18 protein-coding genes and 1 pseudogene are annotated in these 25,697 nt (G+C 60.9%); 7 read left to right on the top strand and 12 right to left on the bottom strand.

The features are described 5' to 3' along the window. Window positions 1-26: 26 nt before the first annotated feature. Complete coding sequence (locus RN01_RS24700; RefSeq protein WP_024570288.1) at window positions 27-1,358, bottom strand: MFS transporter; 1,332 nt, start codon at window positions 1,356-1,358, stop codon at window positions 27-29. A gap of 287 nt (window positions 1,359-1,645) precedes the next feature. Here RN01_RS24700 and RN01_RS24695 point away from each other — a divergent pair, with 287 nt between their 5' ends. Then, window positions 1,646-2,203 carry a cytochrome b gene (locus RN01_RS24695; RefSeq protein ID WP_051069101.1) on the top strand — a complete coding sequence of 186 codons (558 nt, stop codon included), beginning with the start codon at window positions 1,646-1,648 and terminating at the stop codon, window positions 2,201-2,203. Here RN01_RS24695 and RN01_RS24690 read toward each other — a convergent pair. The 4 genes from RN01_RS24690 to RN01_RS24675 form a co-directional block, all read right to left on the bottom strand. Then, a complete protein-coding gene (locus RN01_RS24690; RefSeq protein ID WP_024570286.1) occupies window positions 2,183-3,676 on the bottom strand; it encodes an efflux transporter outer membrane subunit in 1,494 nt (497 codons plus the stop codon). The two genes, RN01_RS24695 and RN01_RS24690, sit on opposite strands and share 21 nt — an antisense overlap. A 3-nt stretch (window positions 3,677-3,679) precedes the next feature. After that, entirely contained in the window at window positions 3,680-5,656 is a 1,977-nt protein-coding gene (locus tag RN01_RS24685; RefSeq protein WP_024570285.1) for a glycosyltransferase, read from the bottom strand. An 8-nt stretch (window positions 5,657-5,664) separates the two neighbouring features. After that, entirely contained in the window at window positions 5,665-7,026 is a 1,362-nt protein-coding gene (locus tag RN01_RS24680) for a hypothetical protein (protein WP_024570284.1), read from the bottom strand. Between the two features lie 70 nt (window positions 7,027-7,096). Next, window positions 7,097-8,428 carry an HlyD family secretion protein gene (locus RN01_RS24675; RefSeq protein WP_017514482.1) on the bottom strand — a complete coding sequence of 444 codons (1,332 nt, stop codon included), beginning with the start codon at window positions 8,426-8,428 and terminating at the stop codon, window positions 7,097-7,099. A 461-nt stretch (window positions 8,429-8,889) separates the two neighbouring features. Between RN01_RS24675 and RN01_RS24670 the strand changes: the two genes are divergently transcribed. The 3 genes from RN01_RS24670 (at window position 8,890) to RN01_RS24660 (ending at window position 11,251) form a co-directional block, all read left to right on the top strand. Then, window positions 8,890-9,321, top strand: a complete 432-nt coding sequence (locus RN01_RS24670) for a universal stress protein (protein ID WP_008644762.1) — start codon at window positions 8,890-8,892, stop codon at window positions 9,319-9,321. A 212-nt stretch (window positions 9,322-9,533) separates the two neighbouring features. Then, window positions 9,534-10,373, top strand: a complete 840-nt coding sequence (locus RN01_RS24665) for a class II glutamine amidotransferase (protein ID WP_024570283.1) — start codon at window positions 9,534-9,536, stop codon at window positions 10,371-10,373. Beyond that, window positions 10,373-11,251, top strand: a complete 879-nt coding sequence (locus tag RN01_RS24660; RefSeq protein WP_024570282.1) for an AraC family transcriptional regulator — start codon at window positions 10,373-10,375, stop codon at window positions 11,249-11,251. Before RN01_RS24665 ends, RN01_RS24660 begins: the two co-directional genes overlap by 1 nt. Before the next feature lie 12 nt (window positions 11,252-11,263). On the opposite strand, the gene RN01_RS24655 is transcribed toward RN01_RS24660, so the two are convergent. After that, window positions 11,264-13,117 carry an AMP-binding protein gene (locus RN01_RS24655; protein WP_017512488.1) on the bottom strand — a complete coding sequence of 618 codons (1,854 nt, stop codon included), beginning with the start codon at window positions 13,115-13,117 and terminating at the stop codon, window positions 11,264-11,266. Between the two features lie 387 nt (window positions 13,118-13,504). Between RN01_RS24655 and RN01_RS24650 the strand changes: the two are divergent. Further along, window positions 13,505-14,173 (top strand): annotated as a pseudogene (locus RN01_RS24650) (ISNCY family transposase); the annotation flags it as partial. On the opposite strand, the gene RN01_RS24645 reads toward RN01_RS24650, so the two are convergent. Both RN01_RS24645 and RN01_RS24640 read right to left on the bottom strand, forming a co-directional pair. Further along, window positions 14,170-14,634: a DUF6882 domain-containing protein gene (locus RN01_RS24645; protein ID WP_017512475.1), complete on the bottom strand. Its 465-nt coding sequence runs from the start codon at window positions 14,632-14,634 to the stop codon at window positions 14,170-14,172. The pseudogene RN01_RS24650 and the gene RN01_RS24645 sit on opposite strands and share 4 nt — an antisense overlap. A gap of 366 nt (window positions 14,635-15,000) precedes the next feature. Then, the gene (locus tag RN01_RS24640; RefSeq protein WP_024570281.1) at window positions 15,001-15,546 is read right to left on the bottom strand and encodes a DUF2726 domain-containing protein; all 546 of its coding nucleotides are present in this window, start codon (window positions 15,544-15,546) and stop codon (window positions 15,001-15,003) included. 899 nt (window positions 15,547-16,445) lie between these two features. On the opposite strand from RN01_RS24640, the gene RN01_RS24635 reads away from it, so the two are divergent. Next, window positions 16,446-17,120, top strand: coding sequence for a nuclease-related domain-containing protein (locus tag RN01_RS24635; RefSeq protein ID WP_017515290.1), 675 nt, complete (start codon window positions 16,446-16,448; stop codon window positions 17,118-17,120). Between the two features lie 70 nt (window positions 17,121-17,190). Beyond that, window positions 17,191-18,438 carry a hypothetical protein gene (locus RN01_RS24630; protein WP_017515289.1) on the top strand — a complete coding sequence of 416 codons (1,248 nt, stop codon included), beginning with the start codon at window positions 17,191-17,193 and terminating at the stop codon, window positions 18,436-18,438. A gap of 558 nt (window positions 18,439-18,996) precedes the next feature. Here the strand turns inward: RN01_RS24630 and RN01_RS24625 are convergent. From RN01_RS24625 to RN01_RS24610, 4 genes are all read right to left on the bottom strand, one after another. Then, window positions 18,997-19,530 carry an ATP-binding protein gene (locus tag RN01_RS24625; RefSeq protein WP_024570279.1) on the bottom strand — a complete coding sequence of 178 codons (534 nt, stop codon included), beginning with the start codon at window positions 19,528-19,530 and terminating at the stop codon, window positions 18,997-18,999. Between the two features lie 228 nt (window positions 19,531-19,758). Further along, window positions 19,759-21,207, bottom strand: a complete 1,449-nt coding sequence (locus RN01_RS24620; protein ID WP_255354658.1) for an efflux transporter outer membrane subunit — start codon at window positions 21,205-21,207, stop codon at window positions 19,759-19,761. Between the two features lie 17 nt (window positions 21,208-21,224). Then, window positions 21,225-22,421 (bottom strand): efflux RND transporter periplasmic adaptor subunit, encoded by a 1,197-nt coding sequence (locus RN01_RS24615; RefSeq protein ID WP_017512501.1) that lies wholly within the window; start codon window positions 22,419-22,421, stop codon window positions 21,225-21,227. Then, entirely contained in the window at window positions 22,418-25,615 is a 3,198-nt protein-coding gene (locus RN01_RS24610; protein WP_017512502.1) for an efflux RND transporter permease subunit, read from the bottom strand. Before RN01_RS24610 ends, RN01_RS24615 begins: the two co-directional genes overlap by 4 nt. Window positions 25,616-25,697: the final 82 nt, after the last annotated feature.

Here is a 25,697-nt window from a genome sequence, read left to right as displayed (position 1 = left end):
GCGAAAACGGGTAAGTGGTGTTGGGGTCAGCTATTGCCGGCGGCGGCACGCATACGCTCCAGGCGGTGTACATCCGCGCTGTAGGTGCGACGCCCGATAACGAAGCAGACGGCGGCCAGCAAGCCAACCAGCGGCAGGAACTGCAGCGCGCCGCGCAGGCCAATGTGATCGGCGATCAGGCCGGTGAAGAACGGACCCGGCGCGAGCCCAAGCAGGTTGTTGACCAGCGTGAGCGTGGCAAACGCGGAGCCATGAATCGCCGGCGAGGTCAGGTTGGCCACCGCAGCGCTGGCGGGGCCGGCCGTGCCGCCTGCCAGCAGCATCCCGGCGCCGATCAGCACGAGCTGGGCCGTGCCCGGCGGCAACTGGAAGGCTGCGCCCAGCAGCACGCAGCACAGCACGCTGTAGGCGATGGCCACGATCCACTTGCGGGTCGGGATATGACGGGCAATCCAGTCGGTGAAGGCCCCACACATGATCATGCCGGCGCCACCAATCAGCACGAAAGCGGCGGCAGTCAGGCCGGCTTGCGCGCCGCTCATGCCGTAATAGCGGCCGAAGTAGCTCGGCAGCCAGGCCAGCATCGAAGCCATGACGAACAATTGCAGCGCGCTGCCCACATAGGCGCAGAGAATCGATCGGGTGGAGAACAGCGCGGAGACCAGCGGGCGAAGCTCCAGCTTGGCCTGCGTCTGGCTGGCGGAGACGTCCTCGCCAAGTTCCTGGCGGCGGGCCAGCAGGCCCTTCTCAGTAATCAGCAGGCGGTACAGCGCCACCAGGATCAGGCCGAAGAGCGCCATGCCGGCGAACGCAACGCGCCATCCGAAGTGGGCGGAAATCACGCCGCCCAGCCCCATGCCCAGTACCGAGCCGAATGCGCCACCGGCGATGAAGGCTGCGCTGAGGCTGGCACGCAGGTGCCGGGGGAATACCGAGACCACCACGGCAATGCCGACGCTGCCATAGGCAGCCTCGCCAATACCAACGCAAAGCCGTGCGAGGAACATCTCGCCGAAGGAATTGGCCAGCGCACAACCGAGCGTGGCTAGGCTCCAAAGCGCCGCCATCAGCGTCAGGCTGCGCACGCGGCCCCAACGGTCAGCAAGGATCGACAGCGGGAAGGTCAGTACCCCCACCATCAACGCAACGACGCCGCCCAAGGCGCCCAATTCGGTGTCGCTGAGTCCCCACTCGAGCTTGAGCATTGGGAACAGCGCATTCAAAACCTGCCGGGACATATAGTCCGAGAGGAGCAACCCAAAGCTCAGCGCGAAGACCAGCCACGGGTAATATCGCGACAGCCTGGCCTTGGCAGGCGCGCCTGCCATTGGCGCAAGGGTGGAACGGTATCCGTGCATGTCTGCCTCCTAAATGACCCGTGACATCGTGATGACAGCGTCGGGTCGTGACCGGCGAAGTATCTAGGATTCGCAGCCCACGGTTTGATCATTCGGGACAACGTTTTTGCATCTTGGGACAGTCGGGGAAAACGAGAGGGTGCCCGGAAGATGTGCTGTGACGCTTGCTTCATTGCTGAAGTCAACGCTTTGCCGTTGACCTGTCACAAGCCGGGAGCGGTATTGAGGATTGATTCCGGACAGACATGACGCGCAGAATTGTTCTGTTGGAACAAAAGAGGACAAGAATGCATTTGACATCCCCAGATACCCTCTCCCTGACCTTCCAGCCCAGATACTCATTGGCCATGCGCGCATTGCACTGGCTGGTGTTCCTGGGCGCCGTGGTCGCGGTGGCGGCGGTGGAATTTCGCGACGTGTTCCCGAAGGGCAGCACCGAGCGGGCCGCGATGATGGCGATTCATGAGTCCGCAGGCATCACGATATTGGTGTTGATGCTGTTGCGTCTGCTGGTGCGAGTGAGCCAACCGGTTCCTCCGCCGCCGGCAGGGGACCCACGATGGATGGACCGCGCGGCAAGCGCCATGCATTTCGTGCTGTATGTGCTGATGCTGGCCATGCCGGTGCTCGGCATGTTGGCGGTGGCTTGGAAGGGCAGGACCATCCCGGTCTACGGCTTCCAGCTGGCGCTGCCGCTCGCGATCAACGAGCCGTACTCAAAGCTCGCGAAGGAGATTCACGAAACTGGCGCCACGATCGTGTACATCTTCGTCGGCCTGCACGCCGCAGCCGCCTTGTGGCACCAGTTTGTCCTGAAGGACCGGCTACTTCGCCGGATGATCTAGGCTGGCTACCGTTTGCTGCGACCACCCGCCGCCCAGCGCCTTGTAAAGGCCTGCGCGGCTGGTGAGTCTGGCCAGTTCGATCGTCACCATCTTCTTCTGCGCATCGTAGAGTTGCCGCTGCGCATCGAACACCGGGAAGTAGTCATCCACCCCGTTCTTGAAGCGGATTTCCGCCAGCCGCTTGGTTTCGGAAACTTCCTTTGTCAGCGCTTCCTGCGCCACGGTCTGCCGGTCGTAGGTGCCGCGCGCGGCCAGGCCGTCGGCAACTTCCCGGAACGCACCCTGGATCGTTTTCTCGTAAGCCGCCACGTTGATGTCCTTCTGCACAGTGGCGATATCGAGTCGTGCCTGGTTGGCCCCGGCGTTAAAAATCGGCAGTGTGATCTGCGGCGCGAACGCCCAGGCCATGCCGCCCGTGAACAGCGAGGCGAGCGCCGTGCTGGCCACGCCGACGGTGGCCGTCAGCGAAATCTGCGGGAAGAAGGCCGCCCGCGCCGCGCCGATGTTGGCATTGGCCCCCTTGAGCTGGTGCTCGGCCGCCATGATGTCCGGCCGTTGCTCCATCAGTGTCGATGGCACCCCGGCGGGCAACTCTGCCACATACGAACTATTCGCGAACGGCTGCGGGGGCGGCAGATCCGCCGGTAGCTGGCCGCCGATCAACAACGCCAGCGCATTCTCGTCCTGCGCCACCTGTCGCGTGAACTGCTCCACATCCACCTGCGCGGTCTGCACCTGGGTCTGCCCGCGATGCATGTCGATCTCCGCCATGCCCCCCGCGCTCTTGCTGCGGCTGATCATCAGCGCGGCATCCTGCTGGACCTTGAGCGTTTCTTTCGACAGCCTGAGCAGTTCCTGGTCGGCCTGCCATGTCAGGTAGGCGCTGGCCACTTCCGCCACGAGACTGATCTGCGCGCTGCGCCGCACCTCTTCGATCGCCAGATATTGCTCCAGCGCCTCGTGCTTGAGGCTGCGCACCCTCCCGAACACATCGAGCTCGAATGCATTGAAGCCTACGCCCGCGGTCCAGGAATTGATCACGGCGTCCTGTCCGGGCGCGCGCAGATCGTTGTTCAGCCGGGTACTGGCAAAGCCTGCATTGGCGTTGATCGCTGGAAACTGCGCGGCACGCTGGATCCGGTACTGCGCGCGCGCCTGATCGATCGACAGCGTCGCGATACGCAGGTCACGGTTGTTCGCCAGCGCCAGCCCGATCAGCGTGCGCAGGCGTGGGTCGGTAAAGAAGTCCTCCCAGCCAAGGCTCGCGGCGGGCGTGGCCTGTTCCGGCTGCGCCTGGCCTGCGGGCCCCTTGTTGGCGCTTTCATAGGCAGGGCCGGTCGGGTAAGCCTGCGGTACCGGTGACTCCGGACGCTGGTAGGTGGGTTCCAGCGAGCAGGCAGCAAGCGCCAGCGGCACGAGGAGGGCAGGGGTCCAGCGCGGCGGGCGAATCAGGGAGGTTGGCTTTCTTTTCATGGTTCATCCGGTAAATGCGCGACGCAGCAATTGCACGATGGCCACACGCGGGCGGCCACGATTCGCGATGTTGTGAGCCGGTTCGCCGAACAGCATCCGGATCAGCCGATGGCGTCCTGCCATGTCCGGAAACAGTTCGATGCCTAGCAGATGGCCTTGCGTGCGCGCCACGCGGCAGGTCACCCAGCCCAGTTCGGAGAGCCAGACCGCGCCCGTGGCGCCAGCTTCCACCCGACCGGCAGCATCGCTGATCAGACCGATCCCGTTGCACGACATGTCCTGCGTGACGCCATCGAATTCACGTGGCAAGCCGTCGCTGCCGTAGATGCAAAGCCGAGCACGCTCGCGGTGCGGAAAGCGTTCTTCCTTGCGCGGCCGGGGCAGCTCGAAACAGACCAGCAACGAGGCCAGGTACAGGACCATCGAGATCACGGTCCATCCGATGTTGAAGACCACACCGCTGGCCGTGCCGTCGGCGGCCACGGCACGCCCAAGGCCCATGGCGGCCAGAACAAACAGTGCGCCATAGAACGCGGCGAACTTGCCGTGGACGACCAGCTTTGAACGGTCCAGCCCCTTGTTCGTGACCTTGAACGGCCTGCCGAACGGCTTGAAGATGGCACTGACCAGCGTTGCGGAAACCGCCATGGCCGCCACGATCTGTGTGACCTCGGTGAAGATCGGCATCGCACGCGCGCCTGTGATCCAGATGCTATAGGCCCAGTAGAGCAGCAACGCCGGCACGCCGAACGCGAGGAACTGCAGCGGCTCGCCGTACAGCGTCGGCACATTGAAGTACCAGTACAGCAGCGGCCCGGCCAGCAGCATCAGCGTGAACGGGCGGCTCAACCAGTGCAGCAGCCCGTGCACATAGTGCAGGCGTTCGCGCAACGTGTAGCCGGGTCCGCGCAGCGGCCCGTCGGCGGTGAGCGCCACCTGGATGGTGCCCAGTCCCCAGCGACTGCGCTGGCTGATGTATTCAGGCAGGCCCTCCGCCGACAGGCCCACGCTCAGGCGCTCATTGAGCCAGCGCGTGATATAGCCATGCGGCATCAGCTTGTAGGTCAGGTGAATATCTTCCGTCACGGTGCCGATCGGGAAGCCACCGATCCGGTCCAGCGCCTCGCGGCGCACGACGAACGATGTGCCGATGCAGAACGCGGTACCCCAGGCGTCCTTCGACGGCTGCATGACATCGAAGAATGCGCGTTGCTCGTCCACCCAGCACTCCGTGGAGCGAAGGTTGTATTGGATCGGGTCGGCGTTGTAGTAGAACTGGGGCGTCTGCACCACGCCGACCTGTGGATCGTCGAACAGCCCGACGATGCGTAGGAGGATATTCCGGTTGGGTGCGAAATCGGCGTCAAGCACCATGATGAATGGCGCGCCACCATCGAGTTCCGCGCTGTGCCGCAGGCCGTTGTTCAGGTTGCCGGCCTTGGCGTGGGCGTTGTCTGGCCGGGTAACGTAGCGTGCCCCGACCTGATCGCAGAACTCGCGCAGCCAGTCACGACGGGTGTCGTCGAGCACCCAGACGCGGAAGTTCGGATAGTCGATATCCAGCGCGGCAACGATGGTCTTCTCGAGCACGTCGAGGCCTTCGTTGTACGTGGCGATGAAGATGTCCACCGGCGGCGCTTCCCGCCCGCGTCGCAACGCGGCCTCGCCGGCGTCAGCCTCGGCGCTGTGATCGGACGTGCGGGTCATGATGACGATCGAGATCAGCGTGTACGCGATGGTCAGGCTCTCGAAGCCAAAGAACGCATGCGCCCATAGGCTCGGGAAGTCCATGCGCCATTCCGGTAAGGTGTCGGTGAACCGCCATACGTAATAGACCAGCAGCAGCACGCCGGCCGCGGCGCCGAAAAGCCAGCGGTCCAGGGTGCGCTGCCGGTCGCCGCGCAGGCAGAGCAGTGCGATCAGGAATGCGCCCGCATTGATCTGCATGAGCATACGACCATCGAGATACTCGGCAAACATCGTTACTCCTATCGTGACTCGTTGGGTGCGTTGGCGAGACCATTGCCCGGGCCACTGACGGACGCCGTCGTGGCTGCGCAGTTCGCGCGGCATCCCCCCGGCTGGAACGGATTCCAGCCCGAGGCGGCCAATACGGCCCAGGCCGTGGCGCCAAGGTGGGGCAGGTGGAAGTAGTAAAAGTCCTCGGTCTTCGAATCAGGTCCGATCGACAGCCCCGTTTGAATCCGTTTCTCGGGCGTGGCGAAGAGCATTCCGTCTGGCGCGCGCTGCGACAACAACAGCGGCCAGAGCAGACCCGCGACATCGGCATGGTTGGTGGCCAGCAGCACCAGCGCGGCCTGGCCGGTGCCTTCCGTCCAAACGCCATCGGGATCGGCCTTGAAGCCGAATCCGCCATTGACGGCATGCCGGGTGCGTGCCCAGTCCATCGAGCGCTGCCAGGTGCCGGCCGCATCCGGGATGGCAATCAACGGCCACAGCGATGCATCGAGCGCCGAGGGCCCACCGTTCAGCGTCCGGCCGTCATCGCGGGTGCCGATCGCGAAGCGCCCCTCGCGCGACTGCCACATACTCTCGACGAAGTGCCGCGCCCGCTCCGCGCCCGTGTTCCAGCGCGGATCATTGCTGTATCTGGCCAGCCAGCGGAACGCGGCATAAGCATCGACGTTGTGCTCGGTAGATTTCCACCCCTGGCGCTCGGGATTCGGCTCGTGTCCGAAGTACCCGCCGATATATGCGGCGGGACTGTCCGCGTTGAAGGTTTCCTTGTCGACCCATCCCATCAGCGCCTTGGCCCCGTCTAGATAGGCGGGCGCGCGCGTGGCCTCATATGTAGCCAGCAGAAGCAGGGCGGCCCAGACGACATTGCCCGTGGCGGTGCCCACCTGGTAGCGGTCCTCGAACCAGCGCTTGCTGGCGTCGTCCCACCAGCCAGGCAATGGCACAGGCCCGTTAGGTATCGCGCCCGCCCGGTAGGCATTGCGCAGGCGGCCGTCATGGTAGTGGCGGTCGCGGCTCATCCCCGCCAGCACGCCATCGGCAATACGCCGCGCCGCATCGCGCTGGCCGCAGGCGATCAGTGCGATGCCGGCCAGCGCGTTGTCGTAGACGAAAGCCGATTGACGCAGCGGCGCCGGCAACGGCTCGCCACCGGGCGCTGGCTCGTAGCTGGCCAGCCATATCGGACCCGAGCCCGGAATGGCCGTCACGCGCTGCGCCAACGTCTGGCAACCGCTATCGCGCAGTTGCGTGCGGGCGTCGGCAGACGATGCCGCAAAGGTGGGCGATGTGGCCAAAATGCATGATGTGGCGAGGCAAGTAGCCAGCCGGATGCCCCCGGCTGTCAACCCCTTTGACATATGACGCTGCACGGTTGTCTCCTTCCTGCGGGCGTTGCGTGAGTGGCTTCGCGCCTGCTCGATCAAACCGGATAGGCTCTGGTCAGATCAGGCGGGTGAACCACGGGCGATCGAGGCTGACCTTGGCCCAATGGCCAAGCGCGCACCGATCGGTACTGCCACTGCCGCGGTTGCGCAGGTCGGGCAGTGGCTTATTGAGCTTCGCGATCAGGTAAATCTCGTTCTTCTCGATGGGCGGGAAAGGAACGAAGTAGCGCGCCTGATCGCCTTCCGGGGCACGCGGCATGATCTCTGCGACGGTGCCCGGCTGCGGCGTGGGAACACCATCGACCAGCACGGTCAGCTTCGCGCCCGGCAGCAGATCCTTGCTGAGGCTGCGCGGGAACACGGCCACGACGTTGGGCTGGCTGCAGTTGGTGGTGCGCATCAGCGTGGCGCCGGCGGCAACCCGCGTGCCGGGTGGCGTCAGCACATCCTCGACGATGCCACTCGCGTACGCCTTGATATCGAGGTTGGAGACCCGTTCGAGGCGCTCCTGTTCCGCCGTCACGAGCTTGTCGACCTCGGCGCCGTACTGTTCCAGTTGCGTGATCTCGGCCTGCGTCTGCGTGATCTCGGCCTTCAGCTCATCCTGCTTCTGCGACAGCGCGCCCAGTGCGCCGTCCGCGCTTGAACTGAACACCTTGCTACGCGCTGCTTCGCTGCTGTTGCGCGCGCTGTCGAGCTCCGCCTGGATAGCATCGCGCGAACCGGCCAGCACCGTCAGCTGGTTCCGGGACGCATCGGTATAGGCCTGACTGACCGCGCCCGCCCATTGCATGGCCTGATTGCGATTGACCACGTCCTCCTGCGCGTCGATCTGCTGCTTCGCTACCGCCAGCCGGGCCTCGATGCCACGCACGCGCGAGGCGTGCTCGCGATCCGCCGAGGCCGCGTAGCGCTTGATATCGCCACCCGTCGACGCCATGCGCGTCTGGTCCGCCTCGAGCTTCACCTTCGCGGCCTCCAGGCGCTTCTGGTTATCGAGTTGCTTCCCGGTCAGTTCCACCAGCAGCGCGCGGTCCATATTCGGGTTCTGCAACGCCATCAGTGGATCGCCCGCATTGAAGCTGCCGCCTACCGTCACGACTTGCTTGGTGACCACGCCTTCCACCGGCGTGGTTACGAGGGTGACAGGACTATTTACGATCGCGCGCTCGGACGACCGCGTGAAGATGTACGGGAACATCACCGACAGGACGACCCAGATGATGAACACCACCATCCCATAGCTGGCCAACCGAGGCACCACCCGCCACAAGGGCAGGCCTGGCACGCCCGCGCGCCGTTGCATCAGCGAGTCGTGGTGCGGTGGGTGTTGAGACGGTTTGACCCGTGCGGGTACCGAGTCCTTCTGGTCAACTTTCTTATCCATGCCGCCTCCGGATAAAAGGTGGGCCACCCGAGATAGCCAAAGCCATCGCGGTCAGCAATAGGCAACAAGCTGCCGCCACGCGAGCGAATCCCCACCCGCGCAGTGCGCAGTGCTTCGTCCCCCAGCTTGTTTGTTATGCGCCGTTGCCCCGGGCCGTCACAACGCCGCCGGAACAGGCTTCTGGATCGATACCGCCGACCCGATGAATTCACGCGCCCCGATTGTCTATATGATTGTGGGCACGTGCAGATACAGTGAGGCGCAAGCGCCAGAGAAACTCAGGACACAACATCACTTGATTGATGCGATGCCGCGCAGGAGCGTTTCAAAGCTAGACAAGTTGAGCCCTGCGTGCTGTAAGAATGTGTAAGACCTGCATTGCACGTCGCTTACAACGCGGCAAGTTCGCCGCTTGGCATTACACTTGCGCTGCGACACTCGAGAACGATAAGGAGCTTTGAATGACAGCGATCGTACTGGCGATGGATGGGTCTACCTACAGCCGACATGCGGCAACATGGCTCGCATCGACGACATGCCTGGCCCAGCCTCTGATCGTGCATGTGGTGCACGTGTCGCCGATACTCGGACGCACCGGCTTCAGCGCCGTCGATTTTGAAACCGAGAATCGTGAAGAAGCACGTGTGGTGTTCGAATCGGCCAGAGGTCTGCTGGAAGGGCGAGTGAGCGAATTGCACGAGCACTGGCTACGCGGCAATGCATCGGAGGAGATCCTTCGGTTCTCCACCGAGAATGCCGTGGACCTGATCATTGTGGGCGCCAAGGGCATTGGCGCGCTCCGGTCCTCGATCATTGGCTCGGTGGTATCGAAGATCGCGGCGCAGTCCACGGTGCCCGCGTTGATCGTCAATCCGAACGACCAGGAAGGCTAGGGCGGTTGCTCCCATTCTGCCATGGTGCCTGCATGGGCCTGGAGGTGCTATCAGACTGAAGCGAAGCGGTTCTTGCCAGGGTGACGCAGACGGTACGAGTGGGCGGGCCAACGCCGCCCAACTCCGCCCAACGACGCCAGAATCATTTCGATAGTGCCTGTTACAGATTGGCGCGCGTCGCCTATCCTGATGAGACTGCAAGGAGACGCATCATGTGCCGCTGGCTGGCTTACTCGGGCAATCCCATCCAACTGGAAACGGTGCTGTTCCGGGCCCAGCACTCGTTGATCGATCAAAGCCTGCATTCGCGGCTGGGCCACACCACGACCAACGGCGACGGCTTCGGCATGGGGTGGTATGCCAAGCATTCCGAGGAACCGTTCCGGTACCGTTGCATCCACCCGGCCTGGAACGACATCAACCTGCGCGAGGCGGCGCGCGCCATCCGGGCCGCGAAGTTTGTCGCGCACATCCGCGCGGCAACGGACACCCCGGCCCAGGAAACCAACTGTCATCCGTTCCGATACGGCAGATGGCTGTTTGCCCACAACGGGCTGATCCGTCAGTACCCGGAGGTCCGGCGCGAACTGATGCTTTCGATCGCGCCCGAACTGTTTCGCTGGATCGAAGGCTCCACGGACTCGGAGGTCATGTTCTATCTGGCACTGACTTTTGGGCTGGAGCAGGACCCACGCGAAGCACTGCAAAGAACGGTGGGACTGGTGGAACATGTGGGGCGGCGCCATGGGGTCGATTTTCCCGTGAACATGACCATTTGCGCGACCGACGGCGATCAGATCGTGGCGGTGCGGTATTCCAGCGAAGGGGACTCGCGATCGCTGTTCCACAGCAATTCGTTTAGACATCTCCGCGAGCTATATCCGGAGAATCCAGGGATTGCCGCAGTGGGCGACGACGCCGTGCTGATCCTGTCCGAGCCTCTGGTGGATCTGCCTGGCGCTTGGGCGGAAATCCCGGAAGCCACGCTCATGCAAGCCAGACAGGGGACGGTCGATTACTACCCGTTCATCCCGACGTATTCGGAGCCTTGATGGATCGGCATGACATGAAACTTGGCTTCTCAGGCTTGGATCGAACAGGAAATGCGGCCGCCGCGCCGTACTGTCCGAGCGCACGGATCACAATGTTCGAGCGCAGTATCGCGATCACGACGCAGGATCTTGTGTCCGGGCCTGTGAGGCGCCCGGCAATCAGCGTGCTGCTCTCGCTGGATGACACCCCATTCTCCATTTCAATCAACGACGTGCCGGTGCCCAAAGCGCAGGCGTTCGTCGTGCGAGAGCTTGCGCCGCGCGCCATCCAGGCCTTGAACTGCCAGCTTCTGAGCCTCAGTCTCGATCCGGGGCACCCGCTTTTTCTGTCGACACGCAAGGCATTGGGAGACAAGGAGTTCCTTGCGCTTCCAGACGGACCGCTGCGGGCCTGCCGCGATCCACTGCGCGGAGAACTGCTTGGCGCCGTGCCTCGCCCGCCGGACGACCGGCTCATCGAAGCACTGTTGTCTTCGGCGCCGGATTTCTCCCCCCATTTGCGGGCGAAATCGACTTCGCGCCGAGAGGACCTGCTGGCGGAATTCGAAACGCTATGGACTGAGCCGAATCTCGCGAGCAAGCTGGCGGCAGCGATGGACCTTTCGGTCAGCCGGCTGTCCCATCTTTTCGTGGAAGAGGTAGGCGTGCCGCTTCGGACCTATACCCTCTGGCGGAAGTACCGACACGCATGCGCCAGGCTGCAGTCTCCTGGCAGCCTGAGCACGCTGGCGCAGGATTGCGGCTTCTCGGACGCCGCACATATGACACGAACCTTCGCCAGCTACCTGGGCTTCTCACCGACCACGGTAAGAAGCCTGAGCTATATCCATCGACCAGCCGAAGCCACCGTGCCTGAGGTAGAGCAGCAGGGCGGGTGACTCCACCTGGAATCACTCGCGATGCAGCGCCCAGGTGAACGTATAGCCCTCCAGATGGACCTTCACGGCTTGCTCGATCTCGGCATCTGGTGCCACTAGTCGCACATCGACATGCAGACCGCGCTTTCCGCCCGCGCTCACTTCGACCGCTCTCAGCGCGCTGGACGCAATTGTCTCCAGCGCCGGTCGCAGCAGTAGCTCAGCGGCCTTGACCCGCAAGGCAGGCTTGAACAGCTTGCCGACGGCCGTAGTTGGCAACTGGTCCAGCACGTGGATCGCCTTCGGCCAGGCCGGCCGCTCCGCAATCCGCTCTTTGACAAAGGTATCGAGTTCTTCCAGATTGATGTCGACGCCAGGCTTTGCCACGACAAATACGACCGGCAATTCGCCAGCGTACTTGTCCGGCAGCGAAACGGCCGCTGCCAGGGCGACGGAAGGGTGCATCATCATCGCCTGTTCGATCATCCCCGGATCGATGTTGTGGCCGCTGCGGATGATGAGGTCCTTTGCGCGTCCGGCGATGAAAAGCTTGCCCGCATCGTCGAAGTAGGCGAGGTCTCCGGTGTTCAGCCCACCTTCGATAAACACCCCGGCATTCTGGCTTGGATCACGATAGCCTTGCGAAACATGCGGCCCCTCGACAAACAGGACACCGACTTCATGCGGATCGCAATCGTCCCCCAGACCTTGCTCCGCGTCTTGGCGTCGCACACGCAGCCTCGTGAACGGGAGCCGATAGCCCACGGAACCCACTGTCGGGCGCTGGCCTGCCGCATCCGCCGCCGTCGCACCGCCGGTTTCCGTCATGCCAAGCAGCTCGTGAAGCTCGACACCAGTTACCTCGGCAAAGCGCTTTGTCACGCTGAATGGACACGGCGCCGCCCCGGTCAGGCCGTATCGAATCGATGAAATATCGGCATCGACCGGGACGTTGAGGAGGGCGCCGAGAGCCGTCGGCACAGCGCCAAAAATCGTGATGCCGAACCGTTCGACGATCTTCCAGATCCCCGTCACCATGGCGGGATTCCGGAGTCCTTGAGCCGAGAGCACGATGATATGGCCCCCCGACAACAGGACCGACAAGGTACTCACGATCGTCCCGCCAACGTGGAACAGCGGCATGCCGTTGGTCACCCGGTCATCCTTGCGCATGCCAAGCAGGCTTGCAGCCCCCAGCGCGGCGGCAAGTTGATTCTTGCTGGTATGCGCGACAAGCTTGGGCAGCCCGGTCGTCCCTCCGGTGTGGAAATACGCGACAACCGAGTCGCTGTCGCCCGATGGCTCCCACGTTGCGCCGCCATGCGCGGCGCTGTCCGCCAGGACCGCATTGAAATCGATGGCAAAGTCCGGAGCAGCACCCGGACCGACCGCCACAAGACGAACATCCGGAAGATTCGCCCGGATCGCCGCGACACGCTCCGCGATGCCAGGGATCTCGCCCTTCGGAAACACGAGCACATCGGCAGCCGAATTACGGACAAGATCGACGATCTCGTCTGGCTGAAGGAAGGGGTTGAGCGGCACCGCGAAACCGCAAGCTTCGGCGCCCCAGAGCACATAGTGCGTTTCGACGAAGGACGGCAGGATATAGGCCACCCCACAGCCCGGGCCAGCCAGTTCCGAAAAGAACCGCGCGGCCGCCGTAATGTTGTCCAAAAGCTCCCGATAGCTCACCGTCCGGGCCGGTCCATCGGCCGAATCGATGTAGGTCAGCGCCGGCGCATCGCCATGCCGCTGGGCGCTAGCGCGAATCGCGCCGTAGACCGTGCCACCAATCGCGGCGTTCCATGCCTGAACCGCGACGTCTGAGCGCTCGATCGCTTCAATTTCCGTGAGGCTCGACACGGGAGGTATGCTGAATTCCATTGGCGTCTCCATGCTGTAGGTCGCTATCGTCGTTGTACTTTATGCAACAGGATGCTGACAGACGAGGGCATCGTCGTCTTGAAGATTTCAGCTATGGACGGCCGATCGTAAGCGTGATTTCAGGTGCCTATAGTATTTAACATAAGATAGATTATTGGCATTTAATCTGTAAGGGCTAAGTTGTAATGTCGTACCTGGGCTAGATTGAAATGTCGTACCTCACAGCCTGGCTGGAGCGCGACATGACACGACCGGACGCCATCACCATGGGAATGCGGGAACTGGACCGTTGCAAGGTCATCGAGGCCGTCTTGCACGACGGCCTGATGGTCTGGCGCGCGGCTGAGATTCTCGGCCTAACGAGGCGCCAGATTGGACGCTTGGCGCTGCGCTATCGGCAGCCACGCCAAGGAACGCGTCGAGCGAACCCACCTGACCCTGCAAGACCGCTTGGTCAAGGAACTACGCCTGCGCAAGATCAGCACTATGGAGGCCGCCAACGCCTTCATGGCGGAGTTCATCGCGGACTACAACTCGCGCTTTGCCAAAGTGCCGCGCAACAGCCATAACGCCCATCGTCCGCTGCGATCCGATGAGAACCTGGACCTGATCTTCACCGTGCGTGAGCCACGTTGTGTGTCCAAGAGCCTGACGATTCAGTACGACAAGATGCTCTACCTGCTGGCCGATACGCTGGAACACCGCAAGCTGGCTGGACGCTACATCGATGTCTACCACTACCCGGACGGCACGATTGAGCCGCGGGCAAATGGCGCTGCCCTGCCCTACACGACCTACGATCGTCTTTCGGAAGTCGACCAAGGTGCAATCGTGGACAACAAGCGCCTCGGGCACGTGCTGCAGTTGGCGCAATACGTTCAGGAGAAGCGCGACAATCGGAGGTCCCAATCTGTGCCGCGGACTGACGGGACCCCGCGCAAGCGCGGGCGGCCGCCAGGAACCAAATCCCAGCGTTCGATAAACCATGACGACATGCTGGAAGCGCTGCAGCGCTTGCAGCAAGAGCCTTGGCCCCTTACCGGAACGCAGAGCTAAAAAGCGCTGGCACTTACGCTCTCGATAAGGACGTAGCAGTGGGCAGTTGGATGCGGTATCCGATAAGCCCCTGCCTTTCTCAAGCATTTGCAGGCCAACGCTGCAATCTCCCAAGCCATGGGCTCGTCGCACTCGATGGCCTCCTGGACAAACATATCAAATCCCGTAGCCGAATGAGGTTCCTTCACCGCCATGGAAAGCTGTCGCACTGGCTCCGGAAACACTTCGTTCGCCCAAGCCCAACGAAGACTATTCTGAACGGGCACAAGCGTCGCGATGGGAAGGATCCGTGCAGTTACGCAGTGGCGTTCTCCCTCGAAAAAGGAAAGCGTCAAACTTTCATAGTCCACAACAAATCGCTCGTGGCGGCCAAGTCCGTAAGCATCTGAAAGCAAGGATTGTTTAGCCTCTAGCTCATCCAGAGCGCTTTCCAAGTACGCATCAAAGTCTTCGTCTGTCATCGGTAGTGGGTGCAGATACCCGCAAAATCTCACGATTGATTTTCGGACATTTTAACTTTGCCGAACACCGGACATTTCAACTTAGCTTTGACAGAATCAAGTTTTAAGCAGTCATGGAAAACAAGGGTCAAGCTCCCGTTTACGGGGATTCAAGACGCAAAAGCCAGCCGATAACGTGCTGGCATTTTATTGCCGGAGACGACATGAAGAATCCGTCCAGGCGCTGGGTCAGTGCGATCGAATTTGAGAAGCACGCCTCGGGGCTGCAACGAAAGCACCTAGTCCGTCTATTGCGCAGATGCGACAGAACAGTCCGAGATTGGCAATCCGGTCGTAGGCCCATCCCGGCCTGGACAATCGACGCCCTCAAAGTCCATCGATACGAACGCCAGCAGGTTTTTCAGCAGATGGTTGCCGCAGCTTCGCGCCACCAGCTCCAGCAGCCACTGCCATGATCGCCTCCTGAGAATCCCGCGCCAGCGTTGCTTCGTCGACCTTTACCGACGAGTAACGCTTAATCGGAATTCCTGCTGCCAGAAGAATCTCATTTTTTACCGCGTCGGCTTTCTGTGCTGCTGCGGAGTTGTGGCTCTTGTCGTCCAGCTCGATCACATATAGAACTCGACAATTTGGCGAGCAGACAACGAAATCCACGTACTTTTGGCTAAAGCGCCCCCTCGCGGCCAAGCCTCCGCGCTTCACATCTACGATGGCTGACATGGAGACTTGCGCGAACAAATGCGATTGCGGCAAAGACTCCTTTAGCTTGTGGAAAAAACCGACTTCGCGCTCCGTCATCAACTGACGCCGCGCATAGGCGAAGTTGGTGCCTCTCTGCCGACGGCCGCGCGACGCCGCAGCTACAGCAAGCACGAGCACGCGAGCTAGGATCAGGAAAAAGAGTGGCTTCAAGCGGTCTCCGGTCGATGCGATAACGTAACGACAAGGGTAACGGAAAAGCGGCTTATAGCGAGGGCTGGTTTGCTCGGGGACCTGAGCCTGACGGCAAGAAACTACGCCTGCACAAGATCAGCACCATAGAGGCCGCCAACGCCTTTATGGCTACATCGAGGTGGCCGAGTGCCCCGATCCCCATGCCGAATTGTGGGCGGGCGGTGCTCCCCTGCCCTACACGACCTATACCGGTCCCGGAGTTCGACCAGGTCGCGATCGTGGACAACAAGCGTCTTGGGAGCACGCACTGGCGATTGCGGCCGAAGTGCAGGCACAGCGCGACAACCGGCGGTTCGCAGCGCCTGCCCGCACGCTGCCAGGCGCCCCCCTCGCCCGCACCAGGCGCCGCTGCACGTCAAGCGCCAACGGCAGATCAACCGGCTCGACCCGGAACGGGCGATGCAGCACCATCCGCTCGCGCCGGCACCGGACGATGGTCAGACCGACGGTCAGTCCCCGCCCCCCCGAGTCAGTGGCGGCTATCCTTGGTGGTTCGTCGAGTGGCTCAGATTGGCCGAACTCGACCCGGCCGCCGACCGCCAAGCTGCGGTTGCCCCTGCCAGACCCAGAACAAAAACTCGCGACCACCGCATATATCGTCCCTCTCCCCTCGTGCATGCGTCTTGGACCAGATCAGATACCAAGCGCACTCATCGCCACATGGCACCAAATGTAAACCTAAGGGCAGCCCGGGCAAAGTCACGCCACCGCGTTACGCCTACTTTGGTATCGAGTTCGCCGGATTCTATCGGGCGAATGGATCATCAAACGACCCAATCCGCGCCGCGACTAGTTCACAGCTCGCCCGGCTCGGAGCAGGCGGCTCGAATCTCAATCTTGGTAACGAAGCACCCACCATGAGCAAGACCATCACGGCTATCCTAGGAACCGGCATTCTTACGGCACCGCTACTCTGCGCTCTAGTTGGTCTTGCCATTGGCTTTGCGTTCGGCCGCAGCCGCTCTCATACGCTCTCGTTTCAGAATCGCGGAGAGGCACGACTTTCTCGCGAGATACGAAGGCACTTCACTGCGCCAAACTACCACCTGATGAATCACATCACCCTGCAGGTGCAAGGTGGTACGACCCAGGTTGACCACATCCTAGTTTCAAGGTTCGGTGTATTCGTCATAGAAACTAAGGACTACAAGGGCTGGATTTTCGCCAATGGCAAACACGCAAGATGGACTCAAGTCCTGTTCAAGCGGAAGTTTCAGTTCCAGAACCCAATCTCTCAGAATTATCGGCACGTTCGAGCCGTTCAAGAATTGCTCGACTTTCTTCCTGCCGATTGCATTATGTCGGTTGTGGTTTTCACAGGAGATTCCCAGTTCAAAACTGCAGTCCCTCCTGGTGTTTTTAGTCTCTCTGGGGGTGTCGATCACATCCACCAACAGACCGCCGAGATCATGTCTCTCAATCGCATGCAGTTTTGCATTGGTCGCTTGGAGGCTGCACGTCTCGCAATAACCAATGAGACAGATGTCGAGCACATTGAAAATCTGAAGCGCAAGCATGGGATGACGGTCTAATCCGTAAGCCCCGGCGAGTTTTGGGGTGTTGGGCGTATCATTTCTGTCTCATTTTCCGCTGCCTACCGACATGGCCCTCTTCGAAATATCCAACGACACCCTGACGCCCATCAGCGAGGCGACGTTTGCCAAGCTGGGGCTCCTCGAGCGGGCGAACATCCAGCGGGCGTTGCGCTCGCACATCAACACAGTGACGCCCGGGATTGAGACGATGGTGCTGGCCGAGGAATTTGGCGATTGGGAAGGCGCTAATCGGCGGATCGATCTCCTGTGCCTTGACGAGAACGCGCGCCTCGTCGTCGTGGAGATCAAGCGCGATAGCGGCGCCCACATGGAGCTTCAGGCGATACGTTACGCGGCGATGATCTCCACGATGCGCTTTGACCAGGCCGTGGAAGCGCACAGAAAGTACCTGCGCGCGATCGGCTCGGATGAGGATGCGGAGCAGGCCATCCGCGAGTTCCTCGGGCAGGAAGTGGGGCCCGTCGCGCTCTCGGATACCGTGCGCATCGTCCTCGCATCTGCCACCTTCCCTCAGGAATTGACGACCGCCGTCCTGTGGCTCAACGAGCAGGGGCTGGACATCCGGTGCGTCCAGATGCGACCGCACGTGTTCGATGGGCGCATCCTGCTGGACGTGAACCAGGTCATTCCGCTTCCTGAAGCTGAACAGTATCAGGTGGCTGTCCGCGAGAAGTCGGTCGAGCAGGATATTGTGCGGGCGAGCAGTCGTGACACCACGCGCTACGATCTTTACATCGGCGACGCGTCATACCTCAAGCTACCAAAAGGCAGGCTCATCTACGAAATGGTTGCAGCGGCGATTCGACGCGGCATGCCTGTGCAAAGCATCAAGGACGCGATCCTTGGCAAACCGAATCTTTGCTTTGCCGCCGACGGTTTGCTCAGCCAGGCTGACCTCAAGGCCGTCATCGGGAAGAATGCGGACCGCTATTTCACTTCTGACGCAGACTTGTTCCGCATCGACGGGCGCACCTACGCCCTTTCAAATCAGTGGGGCGGCCAGCCGACGCTGGACGCTGTCGACAGCCTGTGCAAAGCCATGCCGGGTGGTGAGGACATCAGCTACGAGCCGGCGGCAGCGGCGGCCTCCGTGGAGTTCGGAGATTTCGTTATCCGGCGCCTGGCCAGCGGGACCATCGAAGTTGACAAGGACGGCGTCTCTGTGGAGCCGGTAATGCCGGTATTGCGCACTCTTGCGGCCGAGTTGAACGTCAGCCTGAGGAGTTCGACGGGCACAGATTTGAACACGCAGAATCTGGGCGTTCGCGTCATGGCGGCAATCCGGGGGATGTGAGCTGCCTCAGGACCGCCTCACTGTCAAGCCCTGACTTGGGTTGACAGGTATTGCCCGTGCTGCTGGAGCTTATTGATCCGGCATTCATGAACGTGAACCAGGCTGCATACTTCACCGAATGATGCTGAAAGGGCTTTGCATCCGTTGGGGCGTCTCCCAACTACGCAGGTTGGGTGAAACGAAGCTAGCACCGGGTCTCACGCTCCGCGGCATTCGATGGCCATGGTCGCGCTAAAGAGGTGGTGTCGTGCAAGCTAAATACTGGCAGGTTTCGGAGTGCACCGGTCGTTCGAGTGACAGGTGTATTTGGACTGACGAGCGGCAGTAAATGGCCGGGCTGAGGCAGCGCCACCGCCAATTCGCTCACCGGAAACCGGTCGTTGAGCGAGGGCCGACGAGACCTCGGCTATTCAAATTGGACTGCGGGGTCAACCGACCGCTTCATGGCCGATACCGGCCGACCGAAGCCCGATCTTGGGTGTCTATGGCCCGACGTCCGCGATCGGTCAGGAGCGAACCGCCCCCCTCTAACCGGGCACTCGAACGTCGCGAGTCCGCCTAGTAACGGACCTTCCCAGTCTCGTCATAGATGATCAGATTGAAACCTTCGCCGTGCGCCGGGGGCACGAAATAGCTGGTTATCTGATCGAACTGCTCTTCTGATGTCTGGAAAGGATGCTCGCCTGACAGGTTCCTGGCCTTTAGGCGGGTTTTGCAGATCTCGTCGCTCACCTCCAGATAATGGAGTCGATGCTCGCAGCCGGCCGCCCGGAATAATGAGGCGCCCCACGCCCGCGCGCCGACGGTATTGAAAGGGAAGTCCAGAACCACGGATGTACCCGCCGAGAGCAGCGACACGATGTGGTCGGTAAGAAGTGTTCTTATGCGCGCTGTGCGGTTTATGTAATCGGATAGCGTATGGATTTCGTCTGGGTAGAGACATGCTATCCATTTGTCCTCGCTCAGCAGAACACTCCGAGGGGCGGCGGCCAAGCGTGCCGTCAGTGAGGATTTACCCGAGGCGATCTTCCCGCAAACCATATGCAAGGCAGCCGTATCGCTACAGGCGACTACGCTCGTTTCTTGATTCATTTCCAAGCGCTCCGTGTAGCCCGAGAAAGCAAAAAACCCGCCTTCTGGGCGGGTTGTGATTGCGTATTGTCAACTCAATAGCTATCCCGCCGAGATTCTCACGGCGCAAATAATCGAGTTGACGGTCAATTGGGTCATGCGTCTCAGCTTAGTTCAACCGGCGATGCCAGGCAAGCCTTGGCCCCAATGCATAGTCGGCACGGAGGAGCTGCCGGCTTTCAGCGACAACTAACGCTTCGAATGTGGTCCTTCCGGTGTCGCCGGTTCTGACGTCGCCAGAGGGTCGACATTGGTCGTCTGAGCATCAGCCCCATCCTTAGCCTGCCAGCCTCCCCCAAGCGAGCGAAAGAGCGCTACGCTGGAGACTAACTGACGTCGATGAATACTCTCGAGCGTGCGTTCGTTAGTGAGCGTCGTTGCCTCCACCACATTAACGTCGAGGTATGCTGCCGCTCCTTTCTTGTAGCGATCCGTCGCCTGCGCGAGCGCGCGTTGCGACGCCTGGACTGCGGCTTCCTGACTCGATGCAGCCTCCTTCAGGAGGCTCGTGGCCGAGTAGTTGTCCTCCACGTCTTGGACCGCCGTTAGCACGGTCTGCCGGTAATCGGCCGCAGCAGCATCGAATTGCGCCTGGGCACTGTCCACGCCGGCTTGGCGCTTCCCTCCGTCGAAGATTGTCGCAGCCAAGGCAGGCCCCACCGCCCAGAACCGACCTGGGGCCGTAAGGAGTCCGGCCAAGCCTGAGCTCTCGACACCCCCGCTCAGATTGAGCATGAGACTCGGAAAAAACGCGGCCTTGGCAACGCCGATTTGAGAATTGGCCGCCGAAACACGACGTTCTACTGCGGCTATGTCCGGACGTCGCTTCAATAACTCGCTGGGAACTGCTGCAGGTATCTCAGGAAGTTGCGTTCCATAGGCGTCATGTGGTGCGATCGAAAACGTACTGGCAGGCTCGCCCACCAGCGTTGCGAGCGCATGCTGTAGTTGTGTTCGCGCAAGGGTTAAGTCAGCCAATTGAGCTTTAGTACTGTCGCGCTGAGCCTGAGCCTGCGCAACATCGCTCTCAGCCGCAATTCCGCCCTTATATCTGTTAGTGACCATCGAGAGCACCGAAGAATAAGCGTCCACCGTCTGCCTTAGCAGCGATGCCTCGCGGTCAAGCGAGCGGATCGCAAAGTAATCCGTAGCGACTTCCGCCTGCAAGGTCAGCCGAACTGCGGCGACATCATCCGCATTTGCTTGCACCCGAGACGTTGCCGCATCGACAGCATTGCCGATTCGCCCAAAAAGGTCAGGCTCCCAGGTCGCGCTGAATCCGATAAGCCGGTCCGGCGTAGTTTTTCCGGCCAGCGACCGTCCAACTACGTTTGCCGACACATGACTACTGGTAGCGCTGGCATTCGCGCCGGCTGTCGGGAAATACGCTGCGCGTGCCGCATCAGCCTGGGCTCGGGAGTCTTGCAGAAGGGCTATCGATTTCTTGAGCGTTTGATTTGTCACATCGATGCGTCGAATTAACGCATCAAGGTCGTCGTCATGGTAAGACGTCCACCACTCAGCGGGAATCTGACTCAGGACTGGATCGCTCGCTTCTGCATACTTTGCTGGAAGATCCATCTCCGGAATGTGGTAAATCGGTGCGAAAGAGCATCCCGCTAGCCATACACAAACCACACTTATGGCCAGCCTCCTCACGATTCAGCTCCTTGAGACGCGACCTTCTGCGGCGAAGACACTCTGACGCGCGTGCCGCCGACGAGCCCATCCCCCGGGTTCACGATAACCTTGGCACTCGCAGCCAGCCCGCCCAAGACCTCTACGTGCGAACCAAAGTCACGTCCCAACTGGATTTTCTGAATCGCAACCTTCCCGTTTTGGTCGACGATTGCCACCGATGCTCCGCCGGCGGGAAACATCAGAGTACTCGCGGGCAGATCCAATCCCGCCCTATCCGCTTCCGGCACAATATGGACCTCGGCGTAGGCACCTGGGAGGATCTTTCCACCTTGGCTGTCCACATCGAGCTCGACTCGGAGACTACGGGTCACCGGGTCCATTGCCCCCGCCGTCCGCGTAATTGTGGCCGGGAAGTGGTGGTCTGGCGATTGCGGTAGCGCCAACCAAGCCTTGGTGCCTGGCGCAACCGCTGCACTCACTGACTGTGGGACCTGAACATAGACACGAAGACGGCTGCCTGCCGAGATGTGAAACAGTTCGCGCCCCTGGTTAGGCGCACTCCCCGCATCAATAAGCGCGCCGGCGTCCACGTTCCGCGCAGTGATCACACCATCGAACGGCGCCCGAATCTGCGTGTACGAAGCCAGTTGCGCGACGCGCGCCGTATTCGAGCGTGCCGAAGCTAGCAATGCCGCCTTGGCCTGCATGTCAGCGACCTTCTGGTCGGTTTCCTGCTGCGCTACCGAGTTGGTGGACTGCAGATCCTTCCATCTGTCGGCCGTAGTCTTCGCGAGTGCGTAGTTGGCAGAGGCGGTCTCTTCGTCTGCGCGTGCCTGCCGAAGTTGGTCGGCAACTTCCGGAGCGTCGATTTCGGCCAGCAGCTGGCCAGCCTTTACCTCAGTACCGATATCCACATACCACTTTCGAAGGTAGCCATTCACCCGCGCATGGATGGCCGCATCCTGATAGGCGCGCACGTCGGCAGGCAGCGTGATCTCCTGCGAGGATGTCGCCGGCTTCGGGGAAACAATGCTGACAACCGGAGTCTGTGCGTCGATACTGCGCTTCTGCAGGGCAGCCTCACCATGCACTCGAGGGACGATACCCACAATCAGCGCTGCAGCTGCCACGATCCCCACCGCGATTGCTGTCTTGATGTGCCTGCGGGACAACGGCACGCGACTATTGTTCTTTCGTTCGATTTGGGTCATACCGGACTCTGTACTTTCACTGTGTTTTGGCGCGAGTTGGCTCGCTTTTCGAGCCAACCATGCAAGACCGCGAAGAATGTGGGGACGAGCACGAGGGTCGCGACGGTTCCAAAGGCCAGACCGCCAATAACGACGCGGCCCAGCGGTGCGTTTTGCGCGCCCGCACTTCCCGCTCCCAATGCCATGGGAACCATGCCGAACAGCATCGCAAGGGCCGTCATCACGACAGGCCGGAACCGTCCGAACCCTGCCTCATACGCTGCATCGACGGCTCCCTTCCCTTCATTCAATAGCTCCCGGGCACGGCTAACAACGAGAATGCTGTTAGCCGTAGCAATGCCAACGCACATGATTGCCCCCGTCAGCGCAGGGACGCTAATCGTTGTGTAGGTGGCAAATAGCATCCATGCCATCCCGGACAGCGCGACCGGCAACGCGCCGACAATGGCAAGCGGATCCAGCCACGACTGGAAGTTCACGACCATCAGGAGGTAGACCAGCGCAATGGCCGCAGCCAGTCCCGCAAGCAATCCAGCAAACGATGCCTGCATTGTTTGGACCTGGCCGCGAACCACAATGCGAGAGCCAGCCGGCAAGCCTGGACGGACACTGTCGACGACACGCTGCACGTCTGCAGACACTGCTCCCAGGTCACGGCCCCGCACAGAACCAAACAAATCGAGTACCGGTTGTACGTTGTAATGGGAAATCACACCCGGCTGGCTGCTTCGACTTACTGTGCCAAACTGGCCAAGCTGCGCCGCACCGCCCTGCCTAAGCGTCTCCGCACCAATCCCAAGCGGGATATTCGACAGCGTCTGGAGGGAGTCCATTGCGTACTGCGGAACCGAAATCAGCAACGGGTAGCTCACCCCATTCTTGGGGTTCAGCCAGAAGTTTGGAGACGTCTGGCTACTCCCCGATAACGCGATAAGAAGGTTCTGTGCAACGTCACGTTGCTGCATCCCTGCCTGCAACGCACGAGTGCGGTCTACGTTCACCGTCAATGCAGGCTGATCATCCGGTTGCTGCAGATGTAGATCGCTAAGGCCGCGCACGGCCGACAGCTTCCGCAACAAGTCATTTGCGACAGTGCGATTTCCGGCAGCATCATTACCCACGATCTGCACGTCAATCGGTGCAGGGAGGCCAAAGTTCAGGATTTGGCTGACCATATCACCGGGCAAAAATGAGAAGCTCACTCCTGGGAATGCCACCGGCAACTCGGCATCGAGCTTCTCGATGAGCGCCGATGACTTTCCAGCAGAGGGATTCAACGAGATCAGAATCTCGGCATCGCCCGTTCCGATGGGCAGCGCGGAGTCGTAAGTCAAGTTGATGCCGCTGACGGGGAGGCCGATGTTGTCCACAATGCTCGCAACATGAGTGGGACCCACCGTTGCGCGGATCTTCGTCTCAACCTGGTCAACCAGGCGCGCAGTCTCTTCAATCCGCGTACCTGTACGCGCTCGCATATGAAGGCGGATCTCGCCACTGTCCACTGCCGGGAAGAAGTCCTGGCCCAGAAACGGCACTAAAGTCATTGAGCACACGCAGAGCATTGCGGAAAGTGCCATAGCGCGCCGTGGGGATCCCAGCGCAAGCTCCAGAACATTTGCGTAGGACTGGCGGACACGCTCGAAACCCTGCTCGAATTTCGAATGCACGCGAGAAAACCAGCGGGCAAAGCGGCCTTCCGGATGATGCCCGCTAGGCTCTCGGCTGAAGAGATAGTGGGCCAACGTGGGGATCAAGGTGCGCGAGAGAAAGTACGACGCCATCATCGCAAACACCACCGCCTCTGCGAGCGGAACGAACAGGTAACGAGCGACGCCGCTCAGCATGAACATCGGCAAGAACACGATACAAATGCAGAGGGTAGATACGAGCGTCGGCAATGCGATCTGTGCAGACCCATCCAGGATCGCGTCTTCCAGCGGCTTGCCCATCTCCCTGTGGTGCGTAATATTCTCGATCGCTACCGTTGCATCGTCTACTAGCACACCTACTGCAAGAGCCAAGCCGCCCAACGTCATGATGTTCAAAGTTTGGCCCAACGCCGACAAAGCGATGAGGGCAGCCAAGACCGACAGCGGAATGGTGACAGCAATAATGAGAGTGGCGCGCCAGCTTCCAAGGAATAGCAGAATCATCGCCGCAGTCAGGCATGCGGCTATCAATGCTTCATGCAACACGCCGTCAATAGCAGATGTCACGAAGATTGATTGGTCGGAGATGGGTTGCACCACCAGAGATTTCGGCAATCCGGCCGTCACGTCCGGTAGCAGTGCCTTGATTTGCGAGATGATGGAGAGCGTCGACGCGTTCCCGCTCTTCTCGATCTCCAAGAGTGCCGAACGCTTTCCGTCACGCCGAACGACATTCAATTGAGGAGCGTAGCCGTCGCGTACCTGAGCGACGTCACGCACGTAGACCGTGCCTTCCGCCCCACTGCGAATTGGCAAGTCATTGAGTGCCGAGATGGTTTGGGTACTGCCATTCAGGTCCACCCGATATTCAAGCGCGCCAATCTTTGCCGTTCCACCCGGCAAGGTGAGATTCTGGGCGTTGATCGCATTGACCACATCGAGAGGCGACAGACCTCGCGCCTGCAGTGCTTCCGTATTGAGGTCGACAGCCACCTGGCGGACCTTGCCACCGTATGGCAGAGGAATTGATGCCCCTTGCACGGTTGCAAGCTGAGTACGGATAAAGCTGTTCCCCAGATCGTAGAGTTCTTGCTCGGGAAGCGTGTCACTGCCTAGGGCTAGCCGGAGGATTGGGACGGTCGAGGCGTTGTAGCTCAGCACCAGTGGAGCAGTCGTTCCTGGTGGCATCGTCTTCAAAAGCGATTGTGCCCCGGACGTCGTCTGGGCTATAGCGCGATTTATGTCTGCCCCCGGGTGAAAGAACACCTTGATAACGCTTACGCCCGGTAGCGTTTGGGACTCGATATGCTCGATGTCATCCACGCTGTTCGTAAGGGAGCGCTCATATCCTGTCACGATCCGCTGCGACATATCTTGCGCAGAAAGGCCGTTGTAGCTCCACACGACGCTAACAACTGGGATGTCAATGGAAGGAAAAATGTCTGTTGGCGTGCGCAGAATGGCCAACGGCCCGGCCAAAAGCAAAAGTATTGCCAAGACGACAAAAGTATATGGCCGACGTAGCGCAAGCCGCACAATCCACATGGTTCACTCCAGGCGCTGTCGGCGCCGGTCATCCAGAATTAGCGGCGATTCTATGTACGCAACACCCTTTCAAACGGGGACG

The organism is Cupriavidus sp. SHE, from assembly GCF_000812445.1.
Classification (GTDB): domain Bacteria; phylum Pseudomonadota; class Gammaproteobacteria; order Burkholderiales; family Burkholderiaceae; genus Cupriavidus; species Cupriavidus metallidurans.
Note: the sequence above shows the minus strand (reverse complement) of the source record. Positions and strands in the feature narration are given on the sequence as shown.